General features: G+C 39.0%; 6 protein-coding genes. All 6 read left to right on the forward strand.

What is annotated here, in order from left to right:
- The first annotated feature begins 153 nt into the window (after positions 1 to 153).
- A complete protein-coding gene (locus tag AB5123_RS14105; protein ID WP_368364977.1) occupies positions 154 to 588 on the forward strand; it encodes a sigma-70 family RNA polymerase sigma factor in 435 nt (144 codons plus the stop codon).
- 508 nt (positions 589 to 1096) lie between these two features.
- Entirely contained in the window at positions 1097 to 1324 is a 228-nt protein-coding gene (locus tag AB5123_RS14110; protein ID WP_368364978.1) for a hypothetical protein, read from the forward strand.
- Positions 1314 to 1661 (forward strand): type II toxin-antitoxin system PemK/MazF family toxin, encoded by a 348-nt coding sequence (locus AB5123_RS14115; protein ID WP_368364979.1) that lies wholly within the window; start codon positions 1314 to 1316, stop codon positions 1659 to 1661. Before AB5123_RS14110 ends, AB5123_RS14115 begins: the two co-directional genes overlap by 11 nt.
- Positions 1654 to 1809 carry a hypothetical protein gene (locus AB5123_RS14120; protein ID WP_215650656.1) on the forward strand — a complete coding sequence of 52 codons (156 nt, stop codon included), beginning with the start codon at positions 1654 to 1656 and terminating at the stop codon, positions 1807 to 1809. Before AB5123_RS14115 ends, AB5123_RS14120 begins: the two co-directional genes overlap by 8 nt.
- A 12-nt stretch (positions 1810 to 1821) precedes the next feature.
- Entirely contained in the window at positions 1822 to 1941 is a 120-nt protein-coding gene (locus AB5123_RS14125) for a DUF3789 domain-containing protein (RefSeq protein WP_118160462.1), read from the forward strand.
- Between the two features lie 72 nt (positions 1942 to 2013).
- The coding region (locus tag AB5123_RS14130) for a recombinase family protein (protein WP_368364980.1) at positions 2014 to 2375 on the forward strand (362 nt) is incomplete at its 3' end.

The following is a 2375-nucleotide window of genomic DNA, read 5'->3' on the forward strand; positions in this document are numbered from 1 at the left end:
AAAGTTATACTCCTTTTTTATCAGACCTTTTTGTTTTAAAAGCAGAAAGGTCTATTTTTATGTCCATTTTTAAGACATGGCAATGCTTAATTGCCAAATACCCATAGCCTTCGTTTTGATTCAAACAAAAAAATCAAAACGGAGGAATAAAAAATGAGTAAAAATACAGTTCGTGTTTATGACACGATAACCAAGAAATATGTCGAGGTTGAAGTCACTGAAAATATTCGTACATATTACAACAGAACTCAGTGGAATATTGACGATAACGACAAGTCGTTCTACAAGCATGAGATACAGTTTTCGGCATTGAAGGGAAACATTGATGGAGAACTCGAAAATTTTCATGAATTACATACAGAAAATGATGCGGTAGAAAAGAGTGTGATACAAAATATAGAATTTGGTCGGCTGTATAAATGTCTGGATAAACTAACCGATGATGAACGAAGATTGATTGCTATGATATATTTTGAGAATAAAACAGAAGCTGAGTGCGCTTCCTTGCTGCATACCACTCAGCAAAATATACACAAAAAGAAACGTAGGATTTTATGCAAACTTAACAAACTTTTAAAATTGCAATAAAAAACGGTTGTTAAATATCCGACTTCTACCCCTATACAAGTGTAAGGAGAATAAAAGCTCCTTAAGCATCTTGAAAATTGAATATCAGCATCGGGAATACATCAATCTTGCGGCCGGTATAAAATCTCGGCAGCCAGAGAAGCCATACGCCAAGACTCCAATTGGACGAGCGACAAATATGAAGCTTCAAAATCCGGAACAGCTTTACGGAACGGCGATGAAGCGCAGGAGGATAATGATACTTCCGCCCAGCCACAGACTCAAGCAATGGGGGCGGCTCTGAGAGAACCTCAGAGGGATGAGATGTCCATGGGATGAATAAGCTGTTCATCGTTTCCGATGTTCCGCCGTGATCGGATAAAACGCTTTTTCAAAGCGTTGAATAAATATCACGGAAAACGTCCGAAATAAAATGAATCGGACGAAGGCAAAACGAATATAAGGCGGTTTGCACACTTTTGCAGACCACCTGTTACATATAAATTAACAAAAGTCAGGAGGCTGATATATGAGTGAAAAAGTTAAGCCTGAAAAATCAGATTTTCAGTACGAATATAATAAATTTGGAGTATATATTCCTGCTCCTACAATCAGATTATCGAAGAAACATTCATGCTGCGGCTGCGTGTGGTATGTCAGAGATACAAATGTGCTGTTCTGTCCGTTTCGTAGCTGTATAAGGAATAAGAAAGTTTTTGAAACTCTAAAGAAAAAGGTGAAGGAAAATGCTGATTAAACGAGGAGATATTTTTTATGCAGACCTTGATCCCGTTGTCGGTTCGGAACAAGGCGGTATCCGCCCTGTGCTGATTGTGCAGAATAATGTGGGAAATAAGTATAGTCCTACTCTGGTAGTTCTGCCGATTTCAACGGCAAAAAAGCACTATCTGCCTACTCATATTTATATCCAAGGTTCAAAAGCATTGCCCAGAAACTCAATTGTTCTTGCGGAGCAAATACGGACGATAGACAGATACAGATTGCGAGAGTATGTTGGGTCGCTTGATAAAGAAATTATGGACGAGATAAACAAAGCAATGAAAATAAGTATAGGAGTGGATTTTAATGACTAAATTCGGACAGGCAGAAATAATGGATTACTTTATGAAACAATTTATTCAGGAACACAGTGCTTGGTTCAGTGAAGATCAGGTAGATGTTATCAATATGAGAAACACTCAGGACGCATACAATTATCCGTCTTCAAAAGACGCAGCTTAAGGAGAAATTGAGATGTTAGGATTTATTATCGGAATATTTATCGGCGGAATTATTGGAGTGTTTGCAATGTGTCTGTGCAGAGCAGCCGCAGAAACCGACAAATGTATGGATTTCACAGATTCGGACAGATAATTTCATTGAGTTTGGTGATTCAAATTCAGAAAGAATTGTGGTATCCTTGTTAGTAAAACGGAGGTGAACAAAATGCCTACAGTAACGGTGATACAGCCGACTATAACAGAAGAACAAGATACAAAGATCCGTTGTGCCGCCTATTGCCGAGTATCAAGCGATTCCGAGGATCAGCTCAATTCCTTTATGGCACAAACAAGGTACTATGAAAAGGCTTTTGAAGGCTCGGAAACCGAACAGCTTGTAGACATCTATGCCGACGAGGGTATCACCGGAACCCGAGAGGACAAGCGCGACGAGTTTCAGCGAATGATAAAGGATTGCCGCAGAGGTAAGATAGATAGGATATATACCAAATCTATCAGCCGTTTCGCAAGAAACACAAAGGACTGCCTGAAAAATATAAGGGAGCTTAAAAGCCTTGGAATAACAGT

The sequence above is a fragment of the Ruminococcus sp. RTP21204st1_B2_RTP21204_210225 genome (assembly GCF_040914135.1).
Lineage (GTDB): Bacteria > Bacillota > Clostridia > Oscillospirales > Ruminococcaceae > Hominimerdicola > Hominimerdicola aceti.

Excerpts from the sequence above, each read along its gene's own strand:
- AB5123_RS14110 (WP_368364978.1), top strand. The coding sequence starts at position 1,097 with ATGAGTGAAAAAGTTAAGCCTGAAAAATCAGATTTTCAGTACGAATAT.
- AB5123_RS14115 (WP_368364979.1), top strand. The coding sequence starts at position 1,314 with ATGCTGATTAAACGAGGAGATATTTTTTATGCAGACCTTGATCCCGTT.
- AB5123_RS14120 (WP_215650656.1), top strand. The coding sequence starts at position 1,654 with ATGACTAAATTCGGACAGGCAGAAATAATGGATTACTTTATGAAACAA.
- AB5123_RS14125 (WP_118160462.1), top strand. The coding sequence starts at position 1,822 with ATGTTAGGATTTATTATCGGAATATTTATCGGCGGAATTATTGGAGTG.
- AB5123_RS14105 (WP_368364977.1), top strand. The coding sequence starts at position 154 with ATGAGTAAAAATACAGTTCGTGTTTATGACACGATAACCAAGAAATAT.